The 19,470-nt window shown below is 75.1% G+C and carries 18 protein-coding genes; 6 read left to right on the top strand and 12 right to left on the bottom strand.

Features of this window, described 5'->3' with window-relative positions:
• Positions 1–179: 179 nt before the first annotated feature.
• The 3 genes from ABD363_RS18080 to ABD363_RS18070 form a co-directional block, all read right to left on the bottom strand.
• Positions 180–1,673, bottom strand: coding sequence for a hypothetical protein (locus tag ABD363_RS18080; protein ID WP_344604720.1), 1,494 nt, complete (start codon positions 1,671–1,673; stop codon positions 180–182).
• 265 nt (positions 1,674–1,938) lie between these two features.
• On the bottom strand, positions 1,939–4,293 hold the full coding sequence (locus tag ABD363_RS18075; protein ID WP_344604718.1) for a glycoside hydrolase family 65 protein: 2,355 nt from the start codon (positions 4,291–4,293) through the stop codon (positions 1,939–1,941).
• Complete coding sequence (locus tag ABD363_RS18070) at positions 4,290–5,027, bottom strand: HAD family hydrolase (protein ID WP_344604716.1); 738 nt, start codon at positions 5,025–5,027, stop codon at positions 4,290–4,292. The genes ABD363_RS18075 and ABD363_RS18070 overlap by 4 nt, the downstream gene beginning before the upstream one ends.
• Before the next feature lie 112 nt (positions 5,028–5,139).
• On the opposite strand from ABD363_RS18070, the gene ABD363_RS18065 reads away from it, so the two are divergent.
• Positions 5,140–5,823, top strand: coding sequence for a nucleoside/nucleotide kinase family protein (locus tag ABD363_RS18065; protein ID WP_344604714.1), 684 nt, complete (start codon positions 5,140–5,142; stop codon positions 5,821–5,823).
• Positions 5,824–5,976: 153 nt separating this feature from the next.
• Here ABD363_RS18065 and ABD363_RS18060 read toward each other — a convergent pair whose 3' ends face one another.
• Both ABD363_RS18060 and ABD363_RS18055 read right to left on the bottom strand, forming a co-directional pair.
• The gene (locus ABD363_RS18060) at positions 5,977–6,378 is read right to left on the bottom strand and encodes a DUF3662 domain-containing protein (protein WP_344604712.1); all 402 of its coding nucleotides are present in this window, start codon (positions 6,376–6,378) and stop codon (positions 5,977–5,979) included.
• Positions 6,379–6,430: 52 nt separating this feature from the next.
• Positions 6,431–6,604, bottom strand: a complete 174-nt coding sequence (locus ABD363_RS18055) for a hypothetical protein (protein WP_344604710.1) — start codon at positions 6,602–6,604, stop codon at positions 6,431–6,433.
• Between the two features lie 167 nt (positions 6,605–6,771).
• Here ABD363_RS18055 and ABD363_RS18050 point away from each other — a divergent pair, with 167 nt between their 5' ends.
• The 4 genes from ABD363_RS18050 to ABD363_RS18035 all read left to right on the top strand — a co-directional run bounded on the left by ABD363_RS18050 (position 6,772) and on the right by ABD363_RS18035 (position 11,909).
• Entirely contained in the window at positions 6,772–7,689 is a 918-nt protein-coding gene (locus ABD363_RS18050; protein WP_344604708.1) for a MurR/RpiR family transcriptional regulator, read from the top strand.
• 432 nt (positions 7,690–8,121) lie between these two features.
• Positions 8,122–8,502 (top strand): hypothetical protein, encoded by a 381-nt coding sequence (locus tag ABD363_RS18045; protein ID WP_344604706.1) that lies wholly within the window; start codon positions 8,122–8,124, stop codon positions 8,500–8,502.
• A gap of 200 nt (positions 8,503–8,702) precedes the next feature.
• A complete protein-coding gene (locus ABD363_RS18040; RefSeq protein ID WP_425577996.1) occupies positions 8,703–11,129 on the top strand; it encodes a SpoIIE family protein phosphatase in 2,427 nt (808 codons plus the stop codon).
• A 318-nt stretch (positions 11,130–11,447) separates the two neighbouring features.
• The gene (locus tag ABD363_RS18035; RefSeq protein WP_344604704.1) at positions 11,448–11,909 is read left to right on the top strand and encodes a Zn-ribbon domain-containing OB-fold protein; all 462 of its coding nucleotides are present in this window, start codon (positions 11,448–11,450) and stop codon (positions 11,907–11,909) included.
• An 11-nt stretch (positions 11,910–11,920) separates the two neighbouring features.
• Here ABD363_RS18035 and ABD363_RS18030 read toward each other — a convergent pair whose 3' ends face one another.
• Positions 11,921–13,264, bottom strand: a complete 1,344-nt coding sequence (locus ABD363_RS18030) for a Gfo/Idh/MocA family protein (RefSeq protein ID WP_344604702.1) — start codon at positions 13,262–13,264, stop codon at positions 11,921–11,923.
• Positions 13,265–13,326: 62 nt separating this feature from the next.
• The gene (locus ABD363_RS18025) at positions 13,327–13,713 is read right to left on the bottom strand and encodes a PPOX class F420-dependent oxidoreductase (RefSeq protein ID WP_344604700.1); all 387 of its coding nucleotides are present in this window, start codon (positions 13,711–13,713) and stop codon (positions 13,327–13,329) included.
• Positions 13,714–14,079: 366 nt separating this feature from the next.
• On the opposite strand from ABD363_RS18025, the gene ABD363_RS18020 reads away from it, so the two are divergent.
• On the top strand, positions 14,080–15,135 hold the full coding sequence (locus ABD363_RS18020; RefSeq protein ID WP_344604698.1) for a hypothetical protein: 1,056 nt from the start codon (positions 14,080–14,082) through the stop codon (positions 15,133–15,135).
• Positions 15,136–15,305: 170 nt separating this feature from the next.
• On the opposite strand, the gene ABD363_RS18015 is transcribed toward ABD363_RS18020, so the two are convergent.
• The 5 genes from ABD363_RS18015 to ABD363_RS17995 all read right to left on the bottom strand — a co-directional run bounded on the left by ABD363_RS18015 (position 15,306) and on the right by ABD363_RS17995 (position 19,412).
• Entirely contained in the window at positions 15,306–15,491 is a 186-nt protein-coding gene (locus tag ABD363_RS18015; RefSeq protein ID WP_344604696.1) for a hypothetical protein, read from the bottom strand.
• A gap of 200 nt (positions 15,492–15,691) precedes the next feature.
• Positions 15,692–16,387 (bottom strand): L,D-transpeptidase family protein, encoded by a 696-nt coding sequence (locus ABD363_RS18010; protein ID WP_344604694.1) that lies wholly within the window; start codon positions 16,385–16,387, stop codon positions 15,692–15,694.
• A 157-nt stretch (positions 16,388–16,544) separates the two neighbouring features.
• Positions 16,545–17,459: an SDR family oxidoreductase gene (locus ABD363_RS18005; RefSeq protein ID WP_344604692.1), complete on the bottom strand. Its 915-nt coding sequence runs from the start codon at positions 17,457–17,459 to the stop codon at positions 16,545–16,547.
• 235 nt (positions 17,460–17,694) lie between these two features.
• Complete coding sequence (locus ABD363_RS18000) at positions 17,695–18,324, bottom strand: MBL fold metallo-hydrolase (protein ID WP_344604690.1); 630 nt, start codon at positions 18,322–18,324, stop codon at positions 17,695–17,697.
• Positions 18,324–19,412: an S-(hydroxymethyl)mycothiol dehydrogenase gene (locus ABD363_RS17995; RefSeq protein WP_344604688.1), complete on the bottom strand. Its 1,089-nt coding sequence runs from the start codon at positions 19,410–19,412 to the stop codon at positions 18,324–18,326. Before ABD363_RS17995 ends, ABD363_RS18000 begins: the two co-directional genes overlap by 1 nt.
• Positions 19,413–19,470: the final 58 nt, after the last annotated feature.

Here is a 19,470-nt window from a genome sequence, read left to right as displayed (position 1 = left end):
CCTCCGGTGGATCTTCGCCGGGGGCCGGGGCCGCCCTCACCCGCGGACCCCGTGCGACCGGCTGCGCACAGCGGCGGGCCCGCCCCTTCGCGGGGCCGGGGCCGCGAAGGGGCGGGCCGGGCCGTCCGGCGCGCGGCGGCCGCCCCGTGGGCCGGACGCGCCGCCGGGCGCGGGCGGGGTCAGTCCCGCGCCGCGGCGGGCGCCACGCGGACCTGGAGGCCCTGGACCCGGTGGACGGGCCAGGAGCGGGCGTAGGCGGGCGGGGTGCCGCCCGGTGCGGTGAGGGCGGCGACGGGGACGCGGCGTGCGGCGCGCAGGATGTCCGCCGCGGTGGTGTTGGCGTTGTGGCCGTGGGTGTTGGCGGAGGAGCAGCCGGTGTAGAACCCGATCGGGATGGCCTCGTGCCCGGTGATCAGACAGGGCGGGCGTACGCCGAGGCGGTGCAGCCCGTCGGCGGTGCGGGCCCAGTCGCGGCGGCTGTCGGTGTTGCGGTCCACGGTGCGCTCGAGGACGGCGAACTGCACGGCCAGGTGTCCGAGCAGCCCGAGCGCGACCAGGGCCGCGGCCACCGGCCGCCACCGGCCGCCCGGACCGGTGACCAGGTGCCACAGCGCGTCGGCGACCGGGAGCGCCAGCAGCGCGTAGGCGGGCAGCAGGAAGCGGGGCGCCGCGTACCCGATCATGAACAGGTACGGCAGGGCGGCCGTCACCGCGCAGGCCAGGGGGACCAGGGTGCGCGCGGCGCGCCGGGCCCGGACGGCGACGGCGAGCCCGAGCGCGGCGAGCACCGGCAGGACGAACCACCACAGGGCGACCAGCGGATGGGGCATCGACCCGGTGCAGGGGCGGCACAGGGCGCGTCCGCCCAGGCTGCGCAGCTGGTCGTCGACGGCGATCTGCCAGCCCAGGCCGCCCTGGATCCGGGAGGCCTCGGCGAGCCGTTCGGCCAGGCCGCCGTGGGCGGCGTACGCCTCGATCACCCAGGGGACCGCGCCCGCCGCGAGGCCGCCCGCGAGGGCGAGCAGCAGCCGCCAGTGGCGCCCGGCCGCCACGAGCACGAGCAGGAACAGCGGTACGGTCGTCCAGACCGCGTCGGTGGGCCGCATCCACGCCATCAGCGCGGCCCCGGCCGCCACGCCCCCCAGCGCGGCCCGGCCGGATCCCCGCGCCCGGTACCGCAGGAAGCAGCCGGCGCAGACCAGGGCGCCGATCGCGACCCAGTAGTTGGGCATGGCCTGCGGACCGTAGAAGAGGGTCACCCACAGGGAGGCGAACAGGGCGCCCGCGGCGGCCAGGACGCGGGTGGGGAACAGGCCCCGCCAGGCGCGCAGGGCCAGGAAGAGGGCCAGGCCGGAGAGCAGGGCGAGGTAGACGCGCAGCAGCGGGGTGGACGACGACCACGAGGCGACGGGCGCCACCAGCAGGGAGACCCCGCGGGAGCGCGGTGCGCTGAAGAAGGCGGCCGGGGTGTGGGAGGTGACCTGGCTGACGTACACGGTCTCGTCCCAGCCGAGGCCCAGAACGGGCCGTACCAGGGCCAGTTGGGCCAGGGTGAAGAGGACGGCGACCGCGGCGAGCGGGCCGTCGCCGCGCACCCGCCGGGCCGCGCCGGACCCGGTCGCCGGGCCGCGCCGTCGTATGCCGACGAGCACCGCGTTCGCACCGTTGGCCATCGTCCACCTCTCACCCCCGCACGGCGCGGGGTGTCCAGTGCCCCACGGGTTGCGGGTCGACGCCGGAAGCCAGGGAAGGCACGGACAAACTAACCCGCTTCCGCCGCGTCCGCAGGGCGGAATACGCCCGACGGTCCGGTCCGGCCGGCCCGCCGGGGGTGGCCGGCCACCCCCGGAAGCGGTCCCGCCGGGACGCGGCCGCCGGCGCCCGGGGCCGGGCCGGCCGCCGTGGGGCGCCCGGCGGGCGCGCTCGCTCCGGTCGGGGTCAGCGGGCGTTCGGGCGGCGGTGCGGGGGCTGTTCGGGGGCCGGGCGAGGGGTGAGCGCCGGAACGGGGCGGGTGACGGGACTCTCCCGGCGCACCGTCAGGTCCGCCCCGTGGTGACGGATCGTCAGGGGGCGGCCGGACAGGAGCCGGTATGTCGCCTCGTCCGCGCCGATCTCCACGCGCAGGGAGCGGTCCAGGAACCGCACCGTGAAGGCCAGGCGGCGCAGCCGCTGCGGCAGGCGCGGCGCGAACCGCAGGACGCCGTCGTCGCAGCGCATGCCGCCGAAGCCGGCGACCAGGGCCGTCCAGGTGCCGGCCAGGGACGCGATGTGCAGCCCGTCGCGGGTGTTGTGCTCCAGGTCCCCGAGGTCCATCAGCGCGGCCTCGGCGGCGTAGTCGTAGGCCAGGTCCAGGTGGCCCGCCTGGGCGGCGACGACGGCCTGGACGCAGGCCGACAGCGAGGAGTCCCGTACCGTCAGCGGCTCGTAGTAGGCGAAGTTGCGGGCGATCTGCTCCTCGTCGCCGTGCTCGGCGAACCAGCTGCCGCAGGTGAACATCGCCAGCACCAGGTCCGCCTGCTTGACGACCTGCTTGCGGTACAGGTCGAAGTAGGGGAAGTGCAGCATCAGCGGGTACCGGTCCGGTCCGGTGCGCGCGAAGTCCCAGCGCTGGTAGCGGGTGAAGCCGGCGTGCTGCTCGTGCACGCCGAGTTCGGCGTTGTACGGGACGTGCACGGCCTCGGCGGCGTCCCGCCAGGTGGCGGTCTCCTCGTCGTCGACGCCGAGCCGGGCCGCCTGTTCGGGGTGGCGTTTGCACACGTCGGCGGCGGCCAGCAGGTTGGTCCGGGCCATGAGGTTGGTGTACGCGTTGTCGTCGGCGATCGCGCTGTACTCGTCGGGGCCGGTGACGCCGTCGATGTGGAAGACGCCCCGGTCGTCGTGGTGGCCGAGGGAGCGCCACAGGCGGGCGGTCTCCACCAGCAGCTCCAGCCCGGTGTCGCGTTCGAAGTCCTCGTCGCCGGTGGCCGCCACGTAGCGGACGACGGCGTCGGCGATGTCGGCGTTGACGTGGAAGGCGGCCGTGCCGGCCGGCCAGTACGCGGAGCCCTCCCGGCCCTCGATGGTCCGCCACGGGAACGCGGCGCCCCGCAGGCCGAGCTGGGTCGCCCGCTCCCGGGCCGCGTCCAGGGTGTTCTGCCGCCAGCGCAGCGCCTCGGCCGCGGCCTCGGGCGCGGTGTAGGTGAGCAGGGGCAGCACGAAGACCTCGGTGTCCCAGAAGGCGTGGCCGTCGTAGCCGGAACCGGTCAGCCCCTTGGCGGGTATCGCCCGCCGCTCGGCGCGGGCGCCGGCCTGCAGCACGTGGAAGAGGGCGAAGCGGACGGCCTGCTGTATCTCCTCGTCGCCGTCGACCTCGACGTCGGCGCGGGCCCAGAAGTCGTCGAGGTATGCCCGCTGGTCCGCCAGCAGGCCCTGGAAGCCGCTGTGCGCGGCCGCCGCCAGCGCGGCCTCCACCTGGTCGCTCATCGCGGGCCGGGAGCGGGCGCCGGACCAGCCGTGGGCGACCAGCTTCTCCACCCGCAGGCGCTGTCCCGGCTCCAGGACGGAGGTGACGGTCAGCCGGGCCACGTCCACGTTGCTCTCGCTGGCCGTGGTGGTGCGCTCGGGGCCGGAGACGACGTGGTCGGCGGCCACGGCGACCCGCAGGCCGCTGCGCCGGGTCCGGTGCACCAGGCGCAGCCGGGGCCCCGAGGCGAAGTCCTCCTCCGGCTCCAGCGGCGACTTCAGCGCCCGCGCGGCGCGCGGGTCGCCGTCCGGTTCGGGCAGGCTCTCGTTGGCGACCAGCTCCGACTGCACGACCACCCGGGTGCGGCTGTCGACGGGCTCCACCTCGTACGCCACGGCGGCGACGGCGCGCTGGGTGAGGGAGACCAGCCGGGTCGAGCGCACCCGGACCGTCGAGCCGGCCGGGGAAGTCCACTCGCACTCCCGCTCCAGCACGCCCCGGCGCAGGTCCAGGGTCCGCTCGTGCCGGACGAGCCGCCCGTAGCGCAGGTCGAACGGCTCGTCGTCGACCAGCAGCCGCAGCACCTTGCCGTTGGTGACGTTGATGACCGTCTGTCCCGACTCCGGGTAGCCGTAGCCGGCCTCGGCGTACGGCAGCGGATGCAGTTCGTGCACACCGTTGAGGTAGGAGCCGGGCAGGCCGTGCGGCTCGCCCTCGTCGAGGTTGCCGCGCCAGCCGACGTGGCCGTTGGACAGCGCGAACACGGACTCGCTCTGCGCCAGCACGTCGAGGTTGAGCTCCGTCTCGCGCACGGTCCACGGCTCGACGGCGTACGCCCGCTGTGCGATCACTCCTTGCCCCCCAGTTCGGCGAGGTCCGTCACGACCCGGTCGGCGCCGTGCGCGTACAGCGCGTCGGTCTGCCCGACGCGGTCGACGCCGACGACATAGCCGAACCTGCCCGCGCGGCCCGCGTCCATGCCGGCCAGCGCGTCCTCGAACACGGCCGCCCGCTCCGGCCGCACCCCGAGGTCCCGGGCCGCGGCCAGGAAGGTGTCGGGGCGCGGTTTGCCGGGCAGCCCGCGCTCGGCGGCGACCACACCGTCGATCCGCACGTCGAACAGGTCCTCGGCGCCGATGGAGCGCAGCACGTCCCGGCAGTTGGCGCTGGAGGAGACGATCGCGGTGCGCAGGCCGTGGGCGCGGACCGCCTCCAGGTAGCGCAGGGTGCCGTCGTAGGCCTCGACGCCCTGGGTGCGGATCTTCTCCAGCAGGAGGTCGTTCTTGCGGTTGCCGAGGCCGTGCACGGTCGGCGCGTCGGGCGGGTCGCCGGGGTCGCCCTCGGGCAGGTCGATGCCGCGGGAGGCGAGGAAGGTGCGCACGCCGTCGGCGCGCGGGCGGCCGTCGACGTACTCGTCGTAGTCGGTGTCGTCGAACGGCTCGAAGTGTTCGCCCTCGCGTTCGCGCAGGAAGGCGTCGAACATCTCCTTCCAGGCGGCCGCGTGCACCACGGCCGTCTTGGTGACGACCCCGTCGAGGTCGAAGAGGCAGGCCTGGATGTCTTCGGGAAGACCGAGCTCCGTCATACCGGACCCGTTCCCCGCACGGCGGGTGTCCAGTGGGTGGCGCAGGCCACACCGGCCGTGCGCGGCCCGGTTCCCCGCCGGGGCCCGGCGCGGCGGTGACACACTCTTCGGTGTGTCTGTGACCTACGACGACCTGCTCACCCGCGCGCGTGCCCTGGCGCGGACCGGCCGGCGCGCGCTGCTCGGCATCGCCGGCGGTCCCGGCGCGGGCAAGACGACCCTGGCCGAACACCTGGTGCGGGACCTGAACGGGGACGGGGAGCCCTGGGTGGCGCACGTCCCCATGGACGGCTTCCACCTCGCCGACACGGAGCTGGACCGGCTCGGCCGGCTCGGCCGCAAGGGCGCCCCGGACACCTTCGACGCGGCCGGGTACGCGGCGCTGCTGCGGCGTCTGCGCGAGGAGACGGACGAGGTCGTGTACGCGCCCGGCTTCGAACGCGTCCTGGAGCAGCCGGTCGCGGGGGCGATCCCGGTGCCGCCGGGCGCCCGGCTGGTGGTGACGGAGGGCAACTACCTGCTGCTGGACACCGGCGCCTGGGCGCGGGTGCGGCCGCAGCTGGACGAGGTGTGGTTCTGCGAACTCGGCGAGCCGGAGCGGATCCGCCGGCTGGTCGCCCGCCACGAGGAGTTCGGCAAGTCCCACGAGGAGGCGGTGGCGTGGGTGCGGGGCACCGACCAGCGCAACGCCGACCTGATCGCCGCCACCCGCGACCGGGCGGACCTGGTGGTCCCGGCGGCCGCCCTGCCGTCACCGGACGAGCCGGGCGAGGCACGGCCGGCCGTCACCGGCTGACCGCGCCGGCACCGGTTCCGTGCCCGTGCGGGCGGGGCGCGGGCCGCGGGCCGTCCCGTGATCCGGGGCGGGCGGCCCGGCCGGTCGGCGCCGGCCGTCCGATCGGGACGGCCGGCCGTCCGGCCGGGATCCGCCGCGGGCGGGGGCGGCCCGCTACCGGTCCGTGTGCTGGAAGCCCTCCGCGCTCACGTGCGGCATCACCCGGCTCGCCACGCGGTAGCGGCCGTTGGGCACGTCGGCGGACCCGGCGACGTGCACCGTGAGCGGACCCGCCCATTCGTAGCCCCTGCGCTCGGCGTGCCGGGCCAGGCCGTCGGTGAGCGCCTGGCCCACCCGGCTGCCGTGGCGGCCCAGTTCCTGGTGCACGCCGTCGGCGAGTTCGACGTCGTAGGCGTTGGGGACCATCACCCGGCCCGTGGGCGAGACCACGGCGTTGCCGTCGCACTCCTGCCGCAGGGCGTCGAGGACTTCGACGGGTTCCTTGTCGAGGACCCGCGCCCACAGCGCCTCCCATCGGTTCTCCAGTGCCCGTTCCAGAGCGCTCAGTGCGCCCATCGCCTCTCACCTGCCCAGACGTGTCGGGTGCGGATGCGTACGGGCGGCGCCGTCACTTCTCCTCGTAGTCGTCGGGCCGCACCTCGGCCTCCTCCAGGGCCTCGCGCATCGTGCGGCCGGTGGCGCCGGGCTGCCGGGAGGCGTCCTCCTCGCGGTCCCCGAGCGTGTTCTCCAGGACGTCGTCGGTGGTGTCGGTCTTCGGCCGGCTCTCTTCCGGGAAGGTCATGACGTCGGACTCCTCGTCGCGTCGGTGTGTCGGTGATCTTTCGTGGCGGCGGGTTCCCGCACATCGCGCGGGTATCCCTCCGCCCGGCGCCGAAGCCTGCGCGGGCCCTGGTGAGCACGGTCCGTGAGCTATGTTGAACGTCTGTGGAAGACGAAGGGGGCGCACCGGTGCCATCGCCGCAGCAGGCACGCGCACAGGCATCCGCCATCACCTCGGGGAGGACCGGCCCGGAAGCGGAGGCCTCCCCGGCTTCCCGGCTCAGGGCGCTGTTCGACCGGCCGCGGCTGTCCCCGGGGCAGCGGCGCATCGCCCAGTACCTGATCGAGCACCTCACCGAGGCGGCCTTCCTGTCGATCACCGACCTCGCCGAGCGGGTCGGCGTGAGCCAGCCCTCGGTGACCCGTTTCGCCTCGGCGGTCGGCTTCAGCGGTTACCCCGCGCTGCGGGAGAAGCTGCAGGCGATCGCGCTCGGCACCTTCGCCGGCGGCCCGGCCGAGGAGAACCGGGGCAACGAGCTGCAGGCGGCGGTCGACGCCGAGATCGAGAACCTGGAGAACCTGCGGCGCGACTTCGCCGACCCCGACCGGGTGATCGACGTCGGCCGCGAGCTGGCCGCGTCGGCCCCGCTGACCGTGCTGGGCCTGCGCATCTCCGTCTCGCTCGCCGAGTACTTCGCCTACGCCGCCCGCCGCGTCCACCCCGACGTGCGCGTCGTCACCCGGGGCGGCAGCGTCGCCTACGACGCCCTGCTGCAGTCCCGCGAGGCCGGCGGCACCTGGGTGCTGGCGTTCTCCATGCCCCGGCACGCCCACGAGACGCTCACCGCCGTACGGGTCGCCCGCCGCGCCGGGCTCCGGGTCGCCCTGATCACCGACCTGGCCCTCGGGCCGATCGCGGACGAGGCCGACGTCACCTTCGCCACCGGCACCGGCTCACGCCTGGTCTTCGACTCCTACGCCGCACCGGGCGTCATGTGCGCGGCGCTGCTGCAGGCGATGACCGACGCCGACCCGGAGCGGACGCACGCCCGCCTGGAGGAGTACGAACAGGTCGCCGACCAGCACCAGTTCTTCCTCAAGGACTGATCCCCGGGCCGGCCCGGCGCGTCCCGGCGGCCGCCGTCCTCCCGCCCGCGCGGCTGCGCGCGAAACCTTTCACCACACAACGCGCATGAATGTTTTCATGCGTCTTGCAAAGGCAACGGCATATATAAATACTGCTCGCGGAGCGCGGCCCGGCCGCCCGGAGGCGCGGTCCACGTCCTCGCCCCCACCCGTCCCGTGCCCGGAGAAAGCCGACGGTCCGCCCATGCGCACGCCGCCCCACCCGCCGCGCGGGCGCCTCCCGCTGCCGGGCTCCCGCGCGAGCACCCGGGGCCGCCGCCTCCCGCCCGCCGCGGCACCGGGGGCGTCCGGCCGGGCCTCGCCCGCGCGAACGCCCGCGGCGGCCCCGGCCGTCCCCCGGTCCGGGACCGCCCGCCCCGCCGCGCCCCCTGACGACGCCGCACACCGGAAGCGATGATCATGCCCCTGCCGTCCACCCGCATCAGCCCGGACTGGCCGTGCCAGGTCAGGACACCCGGCTCCTACGACTGGGAGCGTTCCGCGGTCAAGTGGCTGCGCGAACTGGTGCCGGCGCGCTACGCCGGCTATCCCGCGCTGATCCGCCACCCCGTGCTGCTCGCCCGCCACGCACAGATCCAGGTCCAGCACGAGATCCGGGTGGCCCGCACCGCGCTGCAGACCGCGCGGGCCGACCTGCCCCGGCTCGGCCTGCCCGAATCGGTCATCGAACACACGATCAAGCTGTACGCGGCGGAGGTGCTGCACCTGCAGCACATCGCGCGCGGCGTGCGCGCCGTCGCCCGGGCGCTGGCCGACCACCACGCCGGACGCTGACCCCGGAGGCCGGCCCCCCGGGAGCCGGGCGCGCCCGCCCCGTCGCCGCCGTGCGCCGCGGCGTGCGCGCCGTCTGCGGCGCCGGCGCGCCCGATGCCGGCGCCGCTCAGCCGGTGGCCGCACCGGGCGCCCGGCATGCGGCCGGGCCCGGCTGCCCGTGCCGGGTCCGCGCGAAGAAGCCGGTCATCCCGCCCGGCTCCATGTGCGATGCTCGACGCGTGACGAGCGAACCCGCCGTGCCGGCCGGGTCCGGAGCCGCACCGGAGACGGCCGCACTGGCCAGGGTGGTCGCCAGGCAGCGTGCCGAGATGGACCGGCTGCGCGACCTGGCCGCGACCTCTGCCGTCCTGGAGCGCGCCAAGGGCGCCGTGATGGCACTGACCGGTTGCTCCGCGGACGCGGCGCGCGAGCTGCTGGCGCAGCGGGCCAGGGCCGAACACCGCACGCTGCTGGAGGAGTGCTGGATCACGCTGGGCAGCCTGGTGCCGCCCCTGGTCCCCGCCGGGCGCGAACCGGAGCTCCCCGCCGGGGCCTCCGGCCGGGCGCCCGGCGTCCCCGTTCCCGCGACGCTGCCCGCGCCGGACGACCTCTCCCCCGCGCTCGGCCGCCTCGCCAAGGCCCTCGTCCACACCGAGACCTCCCGGGACCTCGCCCGCTGCCTGCTGGAACATCTCGCGCCCGAGACCGGGGCCGACGCGGTGATGATCTACGCCCGGCTGTCCGCCGGCGGGCTCGAACTGGTCGGGCACGCCGGCATCGACGACACCCTGGCCGCGCAGTGGCACCAGGTGCCGCCGCTGACCGGGGTGGCGGCGCTGGACGCCCTGCGGGCCGGAGAACCGCGCTGGCTGGAGGACATCGAGCGGGACAGGGAGCGGTACCTGCTGATCGGCGATCCGCCGCAGCGGTGGCGGTCCCGGGCCTGGCTGCCGGTACCGGCCGGGGACACGGCCGGCGTCTGCCTGGGCGTGCTGCGCGGCGGGGGCGGGCCCTTCTCGCCGCGGGACCGGAGGTACCTGGAGGAGGTGGTGCGGCTGTGCGCCGGGTGGCTGCGCGCCTTCGACGCCCGCCAGGAGCGGGCCCCGCGGGGCGCCGCCGACGCCGTCCAGGCGGTGTTCGACGCGCTGCCGGTCGCGGCGATGCTGCTCACCCCGCTGCGCGCCCCTTCCGGGGAGGTCCGGGACTGGCGCGTCGACGCCGCGACCGGGCCGGCCGGGGACGTCGTCGGCGGCACCGGGGCCGAGCTGATCGGCCGGCGGCTCCTGGACTGCTTCCCGGGCGTGGCGGACCGGCCGCTGTGGCAGGGGTTCCTGCACACACTGGCCACCGGGGAGCCGTACGAGGGCGAGCCGTTCGCGCACCAGGGGGTCGTGGCCGGGGCCGCGGAGCTGTCCACGTACGCGGTGCGGGTGGCCCGGCTCGGCGGCCGGCTGGTCGTCACCTGGATACGGCAGGACTCCTCCGACCGGCAGGAGCAGCGGCTGGCGGACCTGCAGCGCCTGGGCAGTCTCGGCTGGGTGAACTGGAACCTGGTCACCCGTGAGGCGGGCTGGTCCTCCCAGGTCTTCGCCCTCTTCGGCCGGGACCCGGCGCACGGCCCGGTCCGCCTCGGGGACCTCCCCGGCCTCGCGCTGCCCGAGGACATGCCGGCGCTGGCCCGCGCCGTCGGGGAGCTCGTCCAGGGCGGCCGGCCGCTCGACGTCCCGTTCCGGATCCGGACCCCGGCCGGGGTGCGGCACCTGCGGTTCGTCGCCGAGACGGTGACGGACGCCGACGGCACGCCCGTCGAGGTGCACGGCTTCGTGCAGGACCTGACCGCGCGGCGCCGCGCGGAACTGGCCCTCGTCGAGAGCGAACGGGCGATCCTGACCCAGCACGAGGTGCTGCGGACCGAGCGGACGCTCGCCGCCCGGCTGCAGCACGCGCTGCTGCCGCTGCCCCGGCGGCCCGTGCGGCTGGCCGGGCTGCGCGTCGAAGTGGCCTATCTGCCCGCGCAGTCCGGGGTCCACGTCGGCGGCGACTGGTTCAGCGCGATAGAACTGCCCGACGGCGACGCCCTGTTCGTGGTCGGCGACGTCGCCGGACACGGCGTGGACGCGGTCGCCACGATGGCCCAGCTCCGCTTCACCGCCAAGGGCATGGTCATCACGGGCTCGTCGCTGACCGGTGCGCTGGCCCGGCTGAACACGCTGCTGCTGCACTCCCGCGACTCCCACGGCACCGCCACCATGGTCCTCGCCCGCTACGACCCCGCCGGGCGCCGCCTGCTCTGGGCGCAGGCGGGGCATCTGCCGCCGCTGCTGCTGCGCGGCGGCGAGGTGCGCTACCTGGACCGTCCGAGCGGGATGCTGCTCGGGGCGACCTCCGCACCGGTCTTCCGGGAGGCGCAGTGCCGGCTGGAACCGGGAGACCGGGTCCTGCTGTACACGGACGGCCTGGTCGAGCGCCCGCCGGACAGTCTCGACCGCGGCCTGGAGCGCCTCGCCCGGGCCGTCGCCGCCCACCACGCCGACAGGCCGGGCTCCCTGGGGCCGCTCCTCGCCGAGATGCTGGAGGGGGAGCGCCGGGACGACGTGTGCGTGCTGGACATCCGGGTGCCGCGGGAAGAGGCCGAAGAGCCGGTCTGAGGGCCTTCGCGCGGTGCTCCCCGGGGATCGGGGCCGTCCGGCGGCATCCGCCCGCTCCCCCCGCCGCCCGCTTCCGCGGAGCCCGACGGCGCGGTGGTGGTCCTCCGGCGCGGGGCGCCGCCGGGGCGGGTCCTCCAGGAGATCGAGCCGGCGCTCGACGGTACGTGACCCCGGCCGCCGGGGGTACGGAGTGCCTTTACGGGTGGCACTCAGTGCCATACATTGAGGGCGTGCACGGTGGCACGGCGAACCGCGCGCACCCGCGTGCCCGGGCGGCCGCGCACGCGGGATTCCGGCCGAGTGCAGGGAGTTGACAGCGTGTACCACCACTCAGGAAGCGCGGCCCGGCAGGCCACGGACTCCGTGACGGGCGTGCTCGACCCCGAGGCCGGTCCCGGAGCGGGCCCCCGGACCGGCCCGCAGGCCGGCCCCGGGGCCGGGGAGACGGACGTCCTCCTCTTCCAGCGCTGCACCTGGTGCGGCACCGCCGTGTACCACCGGCTGCTGTGCCCGGTCTGCCGGGGCAGCGACCTGAGGACCGAGCGCAGCGAGGGCACCGGGACGGTGCGCCACTCCACGGTGGTGCACCGCAACTCCCCCGCCGCGCGCAACGTGTCGCTGATCGAGATGGCCGAGGGCTTCGTCGTGCGCGGCCGGGTCATGGGCCCGCCCGTCGGCATCCACAGCGGGGACCGGGTGCGGCTGTCCACGGCCCAGGACCCGGTACGGGGCGAGCCGGTCTTCCAGCTGGTCGACGAGCCGTACCGGGCCTGGATCTGACGAGGGGCCGGTCACCGCGGACCGGGGAGCACGTCCGCCGTGCGCACGGGCCGCCCCGTCGCGAAGCTCCGGTTGGCCGCGAGCCCGACGGCCAGGGCGAGCGCCCCGTCGCGTTCGGTGGCCGTCGGATGCGCCGCCTGCCCGGTGTGCGCCGGCCGGCCGGGATCCACGGGTCCGAAGAGGGCGTCGAGCATGCGCGGGTCGCCGCCGCCGTGGGCCTCGTGATCGACGGACAGCGGAATCCCGACCGGGGGCCGCCACAGCGGACGCAGCGTGAGCCGGGCGCCGCCCGCGTGCTCGGCGGCCGTGTCCCCGTGCAGCGCGCCGCGGGCGGAGGTGATCCGGGTGCGCGGCGGCTGCCGGCGGCTCTCCTCGACCTCCAGCTCCAGCCGGCCGGCGCTGCCGTTGAACATCACCCGGTAGCCCTCCCAGGGGGAGTAGGCGGTCAGGTGGTACGTCATGGTCGCGCCGCGCGCGTACCGCACGAGGACCGCCATGTCGTCCTCGATGGTGACGGGGCCGTCGAAGACGTTGCGGTCGCGCAGGTAGCCGTCGTCGGGCTCGGCGTCAAGGTAGAGGGCGCGCAGGGTGTCGTCGGCGGCGAGGTCGAGCGCGAACGGGTCGCCGGCCGCCTCGGCGGAGCCGTGCGCGCGGTGGTAGTCCCGGCGCAGTCCGTGGCGTTCGCCTGCGTCACGGCCGTAGAAGCCGAGCCGGCCGTAGCCGAAGGTCTCGTGCGGCTCGTCGGCGAGCCACCAGTTCACCAGGTCGAAGTGGTGGGAGGCCTTGTGCACCATCAGGCCGCCGCTGTTGCGCTTCTCCCGGTGCCAGCGGCGGAAGTAGTCCGCGCCGTGCCGGACGTCGAGCAGCCACTCGAAGTGGACCGACAGCACCTCGCCGATCGCGCCCTCGGCGAGCAGGGAACGGACCTTCCCGTGCACGGGGTTGAAGCGGTAGTTGAAGGCGACGGTCAGGGAGTTGCCGGTCTCGCGGACGGTGTCGAGGATGCGGGCGCAGCGGTCCGCGTCGACGGTCATCGGCTTCTCGGTGACGACCCGGCAGCCCGCGCGCAGCGCCGGCACGATGTAGCGGTCGTGCTCGGCGTCGACGGTGGTGACGACGACCTCGTCGATGTCCTCCTCGGCGAGCAGGTCGGCGAAGCGCTCCGGCTCCCACCGGGAGGCGGCCGGCCGGCCCGCCTCGGCCAGCAGGCGGTTGTGGAAGGCCATCCGGGTCGGGCTGGGGTCGCACAGGGCGGCGACGAGGTGGCCGGGGCGTTCGGAGAGGCCCCGGGTGTACAGCTGGGCGCGGTGGCCGGTGCCGACGACGGCCGCGCGCAGAGGGGGAGTTCGGCTCATGGGGGTGGCCTTTCCCGGCGGGGGGCCGTCCACTCCCGTGTTCGGAAAGCGCTTGCCGCCCGTCAGGGCGTGAGGGTGATCCGTATGCCGACCGTGCCGTCCACGCCCCGGCGCAGCCGGCTGCCGAGGAGGGTGAGACGGCCCACGAGACCGTACTTGCGGGCGATGAGCCGCCGGTAGCGGACACCGGTGGCCGGGTCGCAGATCTCGGCGGTCGCGGGGATCTGGTCGCCGGTGGGGTTGCCGCGCAGGTCGCAGGGGCCGACCAGGACGTCGGAGCGGTGGCGGATCCGTCGGACCTTCCAGGAGTCGGCGGCCGTCCAGACGCCGAGCGCGTCGCCGTCGCGCACCACCCACACCGGGGTGGCGACCGGGGTCCCGTTCCTGCGGTGACTGGTGAGCAGCAGATACGTGCCGGCGCCGAGCCGGTCGAGTGGCGCGTCGTCCATGGCGGGCAGTCTAGGGGCGCGCGGGCGCGGCGGACAGCGCGGGCGCGGCGCGGGGCGCGGTCCCGTTCGCTCCGGCGCCGCCGTCCGATCCGGGCGGACGGGCGGCGCCTCGGCGCGGTCGGTGCCCGCCGGGCAGCCGGTGTCGCCGGGTTCCAGGGTTCCGGGGGCCGCGCGCACGGCGGGTCCGGCGGGGGCGCCGCCGGACCGGCTCCCGCGACGGCGGCGCGCCCTCGGGGCGGATGCGCCCTTTTCCGCTCGCACGGCGGCGGACCCGGGCGAGGGCGGGCGTGGGTGCGCGAAGGACCCGGTCCACCGGACGTGCGGTGCGGGATGCTGGTCATGGGCACGAGAGAGGGGGGACGTGGCGTGACCGGGAAACGCGAGGACGGGGAGCGGACCGCGCCGGCCGGCGCGGTCCTGGAGGTCGCCTGTGATGAGTCGGGGTCGGACGGCGAGAACCTCACCGGCGGGAACACCGACGTGTTCGCGCACGCCAGTGTGCGGCTGTCCATGGCCTCGGCGGCGGCCTCCGTGCGGGAGATACGGGACCGGATCCGCTCGCCGGCCGAGGAGTACAAGGCGAACCACCTGCTGCGGGAGAAGCACCGGGCGGTGCTGGAGTGGCTGCTGTGCCCGTCGGGGCCGATCCACGGACGCGCTCACGTGCACCTGACGGAGAAGGCGTTCTTCGTGGTGGACCGGGTCGTCGGGCTGCTGCTCGGCGACCCCGCCGAGGCCGCTCCCCTGTTCCGCGCGGGGCGGGGGACCTTCGGGGACGAGGCGTGGCGGGAGTTCCTGACGTCGGCCAACCGGCTGCTGCGCAGGAACGGCGTCCGGGACGGCGACGCGGACCGGACGGAACCTGTCGACGCCTTCTTCCGCACGGTCGAGGCCCTGTGCCGCGCGCATCCCGGCACGGACGCGGCGGCCCGGCTGGAGCGGCTCGCGGCGGCCCGGCCCCGGGCGGCCGCCCACCGGGCCCGGATCCTGGCCGGCCCGGCCCTGGTTCCCGTCCTCAATCCGCTGCTGCCCGCCGTCGTGGCCACGGCCGCGCACTGGAGCGCGGGCGGGCAGCCGGTCCACCTGGTGCACGACCGGCAGAACATGCTGACGCCGGAGCGGATCGCCTGGATCGAACAGACGGCCCGGCTCGGCGGCATCGGCCTGGTGGAGGTGCGGCTCGTCGCCGCGCGGCTGGATCCACGGGTGCAACTCGCCGACTTCCTCGCCGGGATCGCCCGCAAGATCGCCTCCGACGAGCTGAACGGGCACGGCGACGCGGAGCTCACCGCGCTGCTGCGTCCCTACGTCGGCACGGCGTCCGTCTGGGGCGACGCGCGCAGTTGGGCCGCGCTCACCCGGCAGGCGGACGACGCGGCCCTTCCGGCACGTCCCGACCCGGTCGGCCGGACGGCCCGTTGAGGCCGCGCCGCGCGAACGGACCGGCACCCGGCACCCGGCAGTCGCAGGCGGCCAGGGCCCGGGACCACCGGCTCGGCGGCGGTGGCCGCTGCGGGCCGACCGGTGACGGTGCGAGAAGGGGGCCCGTCCGGCGGGGCACCCCGGGACGGATCTCCGAGGCGGAGGCGGGCCTACGCCGCGCTTCCCCGGTTCGGGGCCGCGGCGGCCCACTCCATGACGAGGCGCTGGTACTCCTCGCGCTGCTCGACGCTCAGTGTCCCGCCCGACCGGAGCCACAGGGCCCGGATCTCCTCGTTGACCTCGTCAGCCGATCGCTCGGAAGAAGGCTCAACAGTGGTGGACATGTTGTGAAGCATAGGGCTCTGGAGGTGAAGACGATGTGAGTATTCGCACCCCAAGCGGACATTTCGGACCGTGTTGCTGCTCACGTCCATCTGCCGCGGGCGGTGGGCGAGTTCACCCACCGCCCGCCCCCGGCCCGGCTCCGGCGCCGGGCCGGGGCCCGGGTGTCGGGGACGCGTCCGGGGTGTGACGTCTCCCGGCGGACCGGGCGCGCTCACGTGCCCGGCTTGCGGCCGTACACGTAGACGTCGTCGCCGTTCTTCAGCAGCGACCAGTACTTCTTGGCGTCGGTCTTGGTCATGTTGACGCAGCCGTGCGAGCCGGGCGGGTTCCACATGCTGACGCCCACGGAGTGGAAGGCCTGGCCGCCGTCGAAGAACTGGGCGTAGGGCATCGGCACGTCGTAGATGGAGGAGACGTGGTCGATGTTCCGCCAGTAGATCTTCTTCAGGCCGGTGCGGGTCTCGTAGCCGTCCCGGCCCGTGCGGACCGGCACCGGGCCGTGGACGAGCTTGCTGCCGTCCTGGATCCAGCTCAGCTGGAGGGTGAGGTTCACGCAGGCGATGCGGCCCTTGTTCACCGGGCACTTGCCGTCCTTGTTGGGCTTTTTCCCGACGGCCTTCTGCTTGTTCATGAGGTCCATCACGCCCCAGGTGACGGGACCGGCGTAGCCGATGTTGGGCGTGATGCCGTGCTTGGTCTGGAAGGTCTGTATGGCCTTGCAGTCGGCGGTGGACTGCTTGCCGTCGACCGGGCGGCCCAGGAACTTCTCCACCTGTTTCTGGTGGGGGCCGGTCTGCGCGGTGCAGCTCGCGGCCTGCGCCGGTGCGGCGCCGAGCGCGAGGGTGAGCGGCGCCACCAGTCCGGTGATTCCCACAGCGACGGCTCCCCGTCTGCGGATGTTCCCCATGGCGGGTCATGCCTTTCTGCTCGACAGCTCGCATGGTCTGCGTTTCTGCCAGCTAGACAGGCGGCCCGGGGAAGGGGTTGTGCGGTCGGCCGGACCGCGACCGAACGGTGACATTCGGGTCCTCCCGGCGCGGGCGGGCGCCGGGAGGGCCGGGGCGTCAGCGGTACCCGGTGGTGTCGGCCGGCTTGCCCGCGTCCTGCACCTCGACGAGGTACCGCCAGGCGTCCGGCCGGCTGCCGTCGAGGTCCGTGAAGCCGTACACCCGGGCGAGGCCGCCGCTGGAGAGGGAGGCGCCGTTGAAGCGGGCCACGTCCGGGTCGGCGGCGAGGGCGGCGACGGCGCGCCCCACGTAGCGCGGGGTCTCCGAGATGGCGAAGTGGGGGACGCGCTCCAGGGCGTCGCGCCAGTTGTCCTCGCGTACGCCGTAGTGGTCGAGCATGATCTCCGAGCGCAGCCAGCCCGGGGTCAGGGCCACGGCGGTGGCGCCGCGCGGTCCCAGTTCGTGGCCGAGGGCGAAGGCCATGCGCAGCACGGACGCCTTGGCGAGGTCGTAGAAGAAGGAGACGCGGTAGTGGTCGCGGTTGTAGTCGGCGGTGCCGTCGGTGACCTCGACCACCAGGCCGCCGGGGCGGCGCAGCAGCAGGGGCAGGGCGTGGTGGCTGGTGACGGCGTGCGTCTCGACCGCGAGCCGGAGCAGGCGGAGCCCGTTGTCCAGGTCGTGCTCCCAGAGCGGGGTCTCCCACTCGAAGAGCGTCTCGCCGCCCCAGATGTCGTTGACGAGGACGTCCAGGCGGCCCTGTTCACGGGCGATGCGGTCGACGAGGGCGCGGACCTGCGCCGGGTCGAGGTGGTCGGCGGGCACGGCGATGCCGCGGCCGCCGGCCTCGGTGACCAGGTCGGCGGTGTCCTCGACGGTCTCGGGGCGGTCGTACTCCGAACGCCGTGCGCGAGTGCTGCGTCCGGTGACGTAGACGGTGGCGCCGGCCGCCCCGAGTTCCACCGCGATGCCCCGTCCGGCGCCCCGGGTCGCCCCGGCGACCAGCGCGACCTTGCCCTCCAGTGGAGCCGTCATGTCCTGCCTCCCGTGATCGTGGTGACCGATGTCGCTCCGACGGTGCCGGGGAAGCCGGACATCTCCTGTCGCCTTTTCCGGGTGTTTCCGGGTCCCGGGTTCCGGGCGTTTCCGGGTCCGGGGCGTTCCCGGAGGCCGGGCGTTCCCGGGCAGGCCCGGACTCCGGGTACGCCCGGACCCGGGCTCTCAGGAGGCCCGCGGTGCGCCGGGTCCCGGGCCTTCCCGGACTGGCGTCTCAGTGGCCGCGGGCGATCCACTCCTCCAGGTGCGGGGCCTCGGCTCCGATGGTGGTGGCGTCGCCGTGGCCGGTGAGGACCTTCGTCCCGGGCGGGAGGGTCAGCAGGCGGTCGCGGATCGAGTCGATGATCGTCGGGAAGTGGGACCAGGAGCGGCCGGTGGCGCCGGGCCCGCCCCGGAAGAGGGTGTCGCCGGTGAAGACGGTCGCCAGGCCCGGGTCGTACAGGCAGACGGCGCCGGGCGCGTGCCCCGGGGTGTGCAGGACCTTGAGGTCGGCGCCGGCGGCCTCGATCACCTGCCCGTCGACCAGCCAGGCGTCGGGGTCGCGGTCCGGGTGGGTCTGCTTCCACAGCGGCAGGTCGTCGTGGTGGAGCCAGATGGTGGCGCCGGTGCGCTCGGCGAGGGCGGGGGCGGCGTTGACGTGGTCGTTGTGGGCGTGGGTGCACACGATGGCGGTGAGCCGGCGGTCGCCGACGGCCTCGGCGACGGCGTCGGCGTCGTGGGCGGCGTCGATGACGACGACCTCGTGGTCGTCACCGACGATCCACACGTTGTTGTCGACGTCCCAGGTGCCGCCGTCGAGGCTGAACTGCCCGGAGGTGACGAGGCGTTCGATACGGGTGGTCATCACAGCACCACCACCGAGCGCAGGACGTCACCGGCGTGCATCCGCTCGAACGCCTTCTCCACCTCGTCGAGCCGGATCGTCTCGGTGACGAACGCGGCCAGGTCCAGGCGGCCCTGCAGGTGCAGGTCGATCAGCATGGGGAAGTCGCGGGAGGGCAGGCAGTCGCCGTACCAGGAGGACTTCAGGGCCCCGCCGCGCCCGAAGACGTCCAGCAGCGGCAGCTCGAGCTTCATCTCCGGAGTGGGCACGCCGACCAGCACCACGGTGCCGGCCAGGTCACGGGCGTAGAAGGCCTGCCGGTACGTCTCGGGGCGGCCGACCGCCTCGATGACGACGTCGGCGCCGAAGCCGCCGGTCAGCTCGCGGATCGCCTCGACCGGGTCGGTCTCGCGGGAGTTGACGGTGTGGGTGGCGCCCATGGTGCGGGCGGTGGCCAGCTTGCGGTCGTCGATGTCCACGGCGATGATCTTCGCCGCCCCCGCCAGGTACGCGCCGGCGACGGCCGCGTCGCCGACGCCGCCGCAGCCGATGACGGCGACCGTGTCGCCGCGGGTGACGCCCCCGGTGTTGATCGCGGCGCCGATGCCGGCCATCACGCCGCAGCCCAGCAACCCGGCGACCTGCGGGGGAACCGCGGGATCGACCTTGGTGCACTGGCCGGCGGCGACGAGCGTCTTCTCGGCGAAGGCGCCGATGCCCAGGGCCGGGGACAGCTCCCGGCCGCTGTCGGCCAGCGTCATCTTCTGCTCGGCGTTGTGGGTGTCGAAGCAGTACCAGGGCCGGCCGCGCAGACAGGCGCGGCACTTCCCGCACACCGCGCGCCAGTTGAGGATCACGAAGTCGCCGGGCGCGAGGTCCGTGACCTGCTCGCCGACCGACTCCACCACGCCCGCGGCCTCGTGGCCGAGCAGGAAGGGGAAGTCGTCGCCGATGCCGCCCTGCTTGTAGTGCAGGTCGGTGTGGCACACCCCGCAGGCCTGGACGCGCACCACGGCCTCGCCCGGCCCCGGATCGGGCACGACGATCGTCTCGATGCGCACCGGCTCGTCCCTGCCCGGTGCGATCACGCCGCGTACTTCCTGCGCCATGGTGCTGCCCCTTCCCTCTTCCCTCGACCGGTGTCCGTCGCCTCCGACCCTATGCGTG

The sequence above is a fragment of the Streptomyces glaucus genome, assembly GCF_039533365.1.
GTDB classification, from domain to species: Bacteria; Actinomycetota; Actinomycetes; order Streptomycetales; family Streptomycetaceae; genus Streptomyces; species Streptomyces glaucus.
The sequence above is the reverse complement of the archived record's forward strand: the minus strand, read 5'-3'. Positions and strand labels throughout refer to the sequence as shown.

What these genes read in the sequence shown, in the direction of transcription:
- ABD363_RS18080 (WP_344604720.1), bottom strand. Translation starts at nt 1,673, where the DNA reads ATGGCCAACGGTGCGAACGCGGTGCTCGTCGGCATACGACGGCGCGGC.
- ABD363_RS18070 (WP_344604716.1), bottom strand. Translation starts at nt 5,027, where the DNA reads ATGACGGAGCTCGGTCTTCCCGAAGACATCCAGGCCTGCCTCTTCGAC.
- ABD363_RS18060 (WP_344604712.1), bottom strand. Translation starts at nt 6,378, where the DNA reads ATGGGCGCACTGAGCGCTCTGGAACGGGCACTGGAGAACCGATGGGAG.
- ABD363_RS18055 (WP_344604710.1), bottom strand. Translation starts at nt 6,604, where the DNA reads ATGACCTTCCCGGAAGAGAGCCGGCCGAAGACCGACACCACCGACGAC.
- ABD363_RS18045 (WP_344604706.1), top strand. Translation starts at nt 8,122, where the DNA reads ATGATCATGCCCCTGCCGTCCACCCGCATCAGCCCGGACTGGCCGTGC.
- ABD363_RS18040 (WP_425577996.1), top strand. Translation starts at nt 8,703, where the DNA reads ATGTGCGATGCTCGACGCGTGACGAGCGAACCCGCCGTGCCGGCCGGG.
- ABD363_RS18030 (WP_344604702.1), bottom strand. Translation starts at nt 13,264, where the DNA reads ATGAGCCGAACTCCCCCTCTGCGCGCGGCCGTCGTCGGCACCGGCCAC.
- ABD363_RS18025 (WP_344604700.1), bottom strand. Translation starts at nt 13,713, where the DNA reads ATGGACGACGCGCCACTCGACCGGCTCGGCGCCGGCACGTATCTGCTG.
- ABD363_RS18015 (WP_344604696.1), bottom strand. Translation starts at nt 15,491, where the DNA reads ATGCTTCACAACATGTCCACCACTGTTGAGCCTTCTTCCGAGCGATCG.
- ABD363_RS18010 (WP_344604694.1), bottom strand. Translation starts at nt 16,387, where the DNA reads ATGGGGAACATCCGCAGACGGGGAGCCGTCGCTGTGGGAATCACCGGA.
- ABD363_RS18005 (WP_344604692.1), bottom strand. Translation starts at nt 17,459, where the DNA reads ATGACGGCTCCACTGGAGGGCAAGGTCGCGCTGGTCGCCGGGGCGACC.
- ABD363_RS18000 (WP_344604690.1), bottom strand. Translation starts at nt 18,324, where the DNA reads ATGACCACCCGTATCGAACGCCTCGTCACCTCCGGGCAGTTCAGCCTC.
- ABD363_RS17995 (WP_344604688.1), bottom strand. Translation starts at nt 19,412, where the DNA reads ATGGCGCAGGAAGTACGCGGCGTGATCGCACCGGGCAGGGACGAGCCG.